2 protein-coding genes are annotated in these 3,044 nt (G+C 74.1%); both read right to left on the reverse strand.

Going from position 1 to position 3,044, the window contains the following annotated elements:
• Nucleotides 1–261 precede the first annotated feature (261 nt).
• Nucleotides 262–1,953 (reverse strand): ABC transporter permease, encoded by a 1,692-nt coding sequence (locus FNQ90_RS17860; RefSeq protein WP_182607301.1) that lies wholly within the window; start codon nucleotides 1,951–1,953, stop codon nucleotides 262–264.
• Nucleotides 1,950–2,918 (reverse strand): ABC transporter ATP-binding protein, encoded by a 969-nt coding sequence (locus FNQ90_RS17865; protein WP_182607302.1) that lies wholly within the window; start codon nucleotides 2,916–2,918, stop codon nucleotides 1,950–1,952. The genes FNQ90_RS17860 and FNQ90_RS17865 overlap by 4 nt, the downstream gene beginning before the upstream one ends.
• Between the last annotated feature and the right edge of the window lie 126 nt (nucleotides 2,919–3,044).

Below are 3,044 nucleotides of genomic sequence, written 5' to 3' on the forward strand. Positions count from 1 at the left end.
GGCGGACCCGGGGCCGTGGAGTTCCTCATCCGGTCCCCGGCCCACCCGTTCGCCTCCACCGTCCGGAGCCGGCGCGCCTCGAAAGGGGCCACGGGGTCGGCCGGCGGTGCCCCGGAGGAGATGCGGCGCGGGGCGGGGCGCCCGACGCCCCCGCCCCGCGCGGGCCCCGGGCGCCCAACGACATCCCGCCCGGGGACACCGATGCCCCGGAACCCGACGGGTTCCGGGGCACCGGTGTCGCGGACCGGCCGAGCGGTCGGATCACTTCAACTCGAGGTCCCGACGTCGGAGGCCGACCAGCCCCAGCCACAGCAGGCCGGCCGCCAGGGCGGTGAGCACCAGCAGCGGCGTCCACGCCATCTCCCGGGCGGGCAGGCGCGGCACGTGGGTGAAGGGACTGAGGTTGATCAGCCACTGCGGGAAGTCCAGCAGGGTGCCGAGGTACCCCAGCACGAAGGCGCCGACGGGCACCACCCAGGCGACGACGGAGGCCCTCGGCGCCCAGCCGATCAGGACGGCCGTCACGCCGACCGTCATCCACAGCGCCGGCCCGTACGCCAGCGAGGCGCCGAGCACCGAACCCACCAGACCCCCGTCACCGAGGGCGAGCGCGCCGGTGACGCCCAGCACCAGGCCACCGGCGACCAGTGCCGCCGTGCTGCCCAGCAGCGCGACGGCCAGGTGCCCGCCGACCCAGCGGGCCCGGGAGAGACCGGTGGCCAACAGCGACTCGGCCCGCCCCCCGGTCTCCTCGGCGCGGATGCGCAGCGAGGCGAGCACCGCGTACACCGCCGCCACGGTGGAGAGCGGGATCAGCACCATGGACACGAAGCTCTCGGCGAGCGTCGCTCCGCCGAGCTGGGCCAGGGAGTCCTGGATGACGTCGACGTCCCCGAGCATCCCCTCCACCTCGCCGATCACCGACCCGTACATCGCGCCGAGCAGGGCGACGCCGATGGTGAAGCCGATCAGCAGGCCGCGCTGGAGGCGCAGCGCCAGCCCGAAGGGGTGGGCGAGGGCCCCCGACGCCCGGGGCCGGCCGCCCCGGGCGGCCCACAGGCCGGCGCCGACGTCCCGGTGGGTGCTCAGCACGTAGCCGAGGGCGGCCAGGGCGGCGGCCGGCGCGAGGCACAGCAGCAGCGGCCACCACCGGTCCTCCACGAAGACGAAGGTGCGCTGCGCCCAGCCGATGGGGGAGAGCCAGGACAGCCACACGCCGCCGCCCGCGCCGCCCTCGGCGAGGTCGCCGGTGGCGTCACCGGCGGCCCGCAGCGCGTAGGCGGCACCCACGGCGGCCAGCGCCATCCCGGACGCGGCGCGGGTGTGCGCGGTCAGCTGCACGGTGACGGCCGCCGCGCCGGCGAAGACCAGGGCGACGGCGGTGTGCGCCAGTCCGTACAGCAGGGCGCCGGAAGCGGTGGTGCCCTCCATGTCCAGGCCGATGAGGGAGAGCGCCATCAGCAGCCCGACGATGAGGGAGGAGACGGCGGCCGCGGCGAGCGCGGCGGTGAGCTGGGCGTGCCGGCCCAGCACACCGGCGCGCAGCAGCTCCGAGCGTCCGGTCTCCTCCTCGTCGCGCGAGTGCCGGGTCACCGTCAGAACGGCCATCAGCGCGATGAGCACGCCGGTGAAGCCGATCATCTGGTGGGCGAGCATCGAGGCGTAGGTGTAGTCGGTGAGGTACTCGGCGGGGCCCGTGAGGGCCAGTCCGGCCGGCACGGCGGTCGACTCGATCAGCGACTGCCGGGCCGCCTCGTCGGTGTAGGCGCCCTCGAAGGAGGCGGCGCTCATCGCCGTGCCGAGCACCAGGCCGATCGCCCACACCGCCATCCGGACGCGGTCGCGGCGCAGGGCGAAGCGGAGCAGGATGCCGGTGCCGGCGAGGGTCGCGGCCAGGGAGTCGCCGCGCGTCGGAGCGGGTTCCGTGGCCGGCGCGGGGCGGGTGGCGGTCATCGCCCCGCCTCGTTCCCGCCCGTGCCGGCGGCCTCGACGGAGGCCGTGTCCGGCTCGGCCGGCGAGTGGGTGCCGTAGTGCCGGAGCATCAGCTCCTCCAGCGTCGGCGGGTGGCTGACCAGGGACCGCACGCCGAGGTCGGCGAGCCTGCGCACGGTCTCCTCCAGGTGTTCGCCGTCCACGGCGAAGCGCACCCGGCCGTTCTCGAAACGCAGGTCGTGCACGCCGGGCAGGCGGCCGAGCCCCTCGACGGACTCCGTCGGGGCCGCGGTGTCGGCCTCGATGGTGGTGCGGGTGAGGTGGCGCAGTTCACCGAGGGTCCCGGACTGCACGATCTTCCCCAGCCGGATGATGCTCACCCGGTCGCAGAGCTTCTCCACCTGGGCGAGGATGTGGCTGGAGAGCAGGACGGTGACGCCGTCGGCGCGGGCCCGGGCGATCTCCTCCTGGAAGACGACCTCCATCAGCGGGTCGAGGCCGGCGGTCGGCTCGTCCAGCAGGAGCAGGTCCACCCGGGAGGACAGGGCGGCGATCAGGGCGACCTTCTGACGGTTGCCCTTGGAGTAGGAGCGACCCTTCTTGGTGGGGTCGAGGTCGAAGCGTTCGGTGAGTTCGGTCCGACGCTTCTCGTCGATACCACCGCGCAGTCGGGCGAGGAGGTCGATGGCCTCGCCGCCGGTCAGGTTGGGCCACAACTCCACGTCGCCGGGCACGTAGGCGATACGGCGATGGAGGGCGACGGCGTCCCGCCAGGGATCACCGCCCAGGACCCGCGTACTGCCGGAGTCGGCGCGCAGCAGGCCCAGCAGGACCCGGATGGCGGTGGACTTCCCGGCGCCGTTGGGCCCGAGGAAGCCGTGCACCTCCCCGGTACGGACGGTCAGATCGAGCCCGTCCAGGGCGCGGGTGTGGCCGAAGGTCTTGACCAGACCCGAGATGGCGATGGCATCGGTTGCCTCTGTCATGGTTTCGAGTCTACGGTTATTTCATAAATACGTGAAGACTCGAAACGTGTGCGGACGTTGAGGCGGTGTGCGCGGTGGCCCGCGCCGAGCGTCTCGACGCGGGCCACCGCGCACACCGCCTCAACG

Source organism: Streptomyces alkaliphilus (assembly GCF_014141535.1).
Taxonomy (GTDB): domain Bacteria; phylum Actinomycetota; class Actinomycetes; order Streptomycetales; family Streptomycetaceae; genus Streptomyces; species Streptomyces alkaliphilus.

What these genes read in the sequence shown, in the direction of transcription:
- FNQ90_RS17860 (WP_182607301.1), bottom strand. Translation starts at nt 1,953, where the DNA reads ATGACCGCCACCCGCCCCGCGCCGGCCACGGAACCCGCTCCGACGCGC.
- FNQ90_RS17865 (WP_182607302.1), bottom strand. Translation starts at nt 2,918, where the DNA reads ATGACAGAGGCAACCGATGCCATCGCCATCTCGGGTCTGGTCAAGACC.